This is a genomic window from Streptomyces zhaozhouensis (assembly GCF_900230195.1).
Taxonomy (GTDB): domain Bacteria; phylum Actinomycetota; class Actinomycetes; order Streptomycetales; family Streptomycetaceae; genus Streptomyces; species Streptomyces zhaozhouensis.
In genome coordinates, this window is record NZ_OCNE01000049.1 from 1 (window position 1) to 3,405 (window position 3,405).

Annotated in this window: 2 protein-coding genes; both read right to left on the reverse strand. The window is 69.3% G+C overall.

What is annotated here, in order from left to right:
• Window positions 1-1,363 (reverse strand): condensation domain-containing protein (locus tag CRP51_RS27850; protein WP_245880853.1); only part of this gene is annotated, 1,363 nt, incomplete at its 3' end.
• A gap of 2 nt (window positions 1,364-1,365) precedes the next feature.
• Window positions 1,366-3,405: condensation domain-containing protein (locus CRP51_RS27855; protein ID WP_245880854.1), on the reverse strand; the 2,040-nt coding region annotated here is incomplete at its 5' end.

The window sequence follows — 3,405 nt, forward strand, 5'->3', positions numbered from 1 at the left end:
CACCCCACTCCTCCACCAACCGCCGCTCCCCCGCCGCCAACAACTCCAACCGCCCCACCAACCCACCACCACAACCCCCCACCAACCCACGCAGCGTGGCGACGAGTCGTGCGGCGATCGACCGGATGGTCTCCTCGTCGAAGAGTTCCGCCCGGTTTCCCAGGCTCAGGCGCAGAGCGCCGTTGCGCATGTGAGCGATGAGATAGAGCGCGAAGTCGTTGTTGCCGACCGAGTTGGCCAACGCGACGCGGAGCCTTGCGGAGTCCGTCTCCCTGTCGAGTTCCGAGGCGTCGAAGGGGAAGTTCTCGAAGACCACCGCGGTGTCGAAGAGTTTGCCCGTTCCCGCCCAGCGCTGGATGTCGGCGAGGCTGGCCCACTGGTAATCCAGAACATGGGCCTGCTCGGACTGAATGCGTCGCAGGAAATCGGTGACGGTCTCGGCGGGATCGAGCCGGACGCGCAGCGGAAGCGTGTTGATAAACAGCCCCACCATCGATTCGACGCCGCTCAGTTCGGCGGGGCGCCCGGAGACGGTGGTGCCGAAGACGACATCGTGGTGTCCCTGGATCTGGGACAGCATGAGTGCCCACGCGCCCTGAAGGACGGTGTTCACGGTCAACCCGTGGGTACGGGCGTACTCGACCAGGGCGTGACCGGTCTCCTCGTCGAGGGGGACGTCGAGGCGCTTGGGGGGCGTGACGACCGGCTCGGGGTCGGGCACGACCAGGGTGCCCCCTTCGAGGCCCGCCAGCGCCGACGACCAGGCGTCCTGGGCCGCGTTCCGGTCCTGCGCGTCGAGCCAGCGGAGGTAGTCGCGGTACGGACGGGCGTGCGGCAGCACGGTGATGTCGCCGCCCGACCCGTAGAGCGACATCAGATCCCGCAGGACCAGCGGCCGGGACCAGCCGTCGAGCAGGATGTGGTGGTTGGTCATGATGAAACGGAACGTGTTTCCGCCGAGGCGGATCAGGGTGAAACGGATCAGCGGCGGACGGGAGAGGTCGAAGCGCTTCCAGTAGTCTTCCGCCGCGATCCGGTCGAGTTCTTCCTCCTGTTCCGCGGCGGAGAGGCCGCTGAGATCCTTTTCCTGCCACGTCGGTTCCAGGCCGCGGTGGATCACCTGTACCCACTGGCCCGACCCGCGCTGGCGGAAACTCGCGCGCAGGTTCGCGTGCCGCTGGAGGAGCGCCGTCGCGGCGTTTCGCATGGCGGTGCTGTCCAGCTCGCCTTCGATGTCGAACGAGTACTGGGAGACGAAGACGTCCAGTTCTTCCTCGCCCATGAGATGCAGAAAGACAAATCCCTCCTGTAGCGGCGACAGGCTGAGGACATCCTCGATCTTTCCGCGTGACTGCTTGCTCATCTCTAGATCCCCCACTCGGAGTCGAGTTCTGCCTCAAGCTGGTCGAGTTCAGCCTGTGTGATCGAGGTGTGTGAGACGTCGGAGGGAGTGATCCCCATGACGTCCTGGCCGCTGGCGTGGTGCACGAGCATCCGGAGGGCCTTGAACCAGCCGTCCGCGAGGTGGGCCGCGTCCGCTTCCGTTGTCAGCCTGGGCAGATAGGTCCATCGCGCCTGGAGCCGGGGACCTTCCGCGGCTTCCGTGGTGACGGAGTTGAGGTCGAGCGCGTGGCTCACGGGCATGGCCGGGCTCGCACCGCTGAGGCCGCTGAAAACCGGCTGCCAGTGCGCCGACTCCCGCTGTCGGACGAGTCTGCCGTGGTAGTTGAAGCGGAACTCGGGGCCGGGGAGGCCGGCGAGCTGCGCGCGGGTCCGGCCGTTCAGGTGGCGCAACAGTCCATAGCCCAGGCCGTCGCCTGGCGTGCGGCGGAGCTGTTCCTTGATCTCCTTGACCGCCTGGCTGAGCGCCGCGCCGTCGTTCCCGAGGTCGGCCCGGCCGACGGCCTGGTGCTGGAGACGCAGCGGGTACACGGCGGTGAACCAGCCGGTCGTGCGGGTGAGATCGACGCCGGCGACCGCGTGTTCGTGCCGCCCGTGGCTCTCCAGGTCGAGGACGACCGGGGCGCCGGGGCCGCCCGAGTCGGGGCGACGACGGCGCCAGTCGCCGACGGCCAGGGCGAAGGCGGTCAGCAACAGCTCGTTGAGGGTGGCGTTGTAGCGGTCGGGAACCCAGGTCAGGAGCGCCTGGGTGGTGTCGACGTCGAGCTCCGACACGTGGTCGGCCGTGGTCGCGTGGGTGTCGCGTGCGGGGTCCAGACGCAGACGCGGTGTGACATCGGCGAGCGTCGCACGCCAGTGGTCGAGTTCCGCCTCCCGGGCCGGGGCGTCCGCCAGCGCGTGCAGGGCGGTGGCCCACTGACGCCAGGAGGTGCCCGTCGGCTGGAGCGCCACGGCGGTACCGGGCGTGGTCGCGACGGACTGGCAGGCGGTCACGAGATCGCCCAGGACGATGTGCCAGGACACCGTGTCGACGGCCAGGTGGTGCGCCACCAGGGTCAGACTGCCGTCCTCGGCACCTCGGTCGAGCCAGACGGCCTGGACCATGACCCCCCGCGCGGGGGCGAGCCGTGCGCGTGCGGCGGTGCCCTCCTCGACGAGGAGCCGTTCCAGGGCGCCGTCGTCCAGCCCGGTCGCGTCGACGGTGACGAGGCAGTCGGTGACCGAGACCGCCTCGGGCGGCAGGACCTCCATCTCCCCGCCGATGTCCGCGCGCAGCCGGAAGCTGTCGTGGTGGCGCAGCAGCGCCTGAAGGGCCTCGGCGAGCGTGTCGGCATCGAGTCCCGGGGGCGTCCGCACGGTGAGGGACTGGCTGTACTCCGAGGTGGGGCCGCCGAGTTCGGCGAGCCACAGGGCCATCGGGGTGGGGGGCACGGGGCCGGAGCGCGGCATCGTGTGCGCGGCCTGGTCCGCGTTCTCGACGACCGGGGTGTCGGACGTGATCTTCGCCAGTTCGGCCACGGTCTGGTGCTCGAAGACGTCGCGGACAGTGAGATGGAGTCCCAGCGCGCGCGCCTTGGCGATGAGTTGGATGGACATGATGCTGTCGCCGCCGAGGTGGAAGAAGCCGTCGTCGGCACCGACGGCGTCGAGGCGGAGGGTCTCGGCGAACAGTCGCGCCAACTGCACCTCTCGGGCGCCCTCGGGGGCTCGACTCGCCACGCGACTGCTGTAGTCCGGTGCGGGGAGTGCGTCGCGGTCGAGTTTGCCGTGGGGGGTGAGGGGGAGTGCGTCGAGGGTGAGGAGGGCGGCGGGGATCATGTAATCGGGGAGTACGTCGCGGAGATTGTCGCGGAGTGCGTCTTCGGTGACGGGTGCTTGGGTGACGGCGTAGGCGACCAGCTGCGGGTGTCCTGGGGTGTCTTCGCGGAGGATGACGGTGGCTTGGGTGACGGCGGGGTGGGTGGTGAGGACGGTTTCGATTTCGCCGGGTTCGATGCGGTGGCC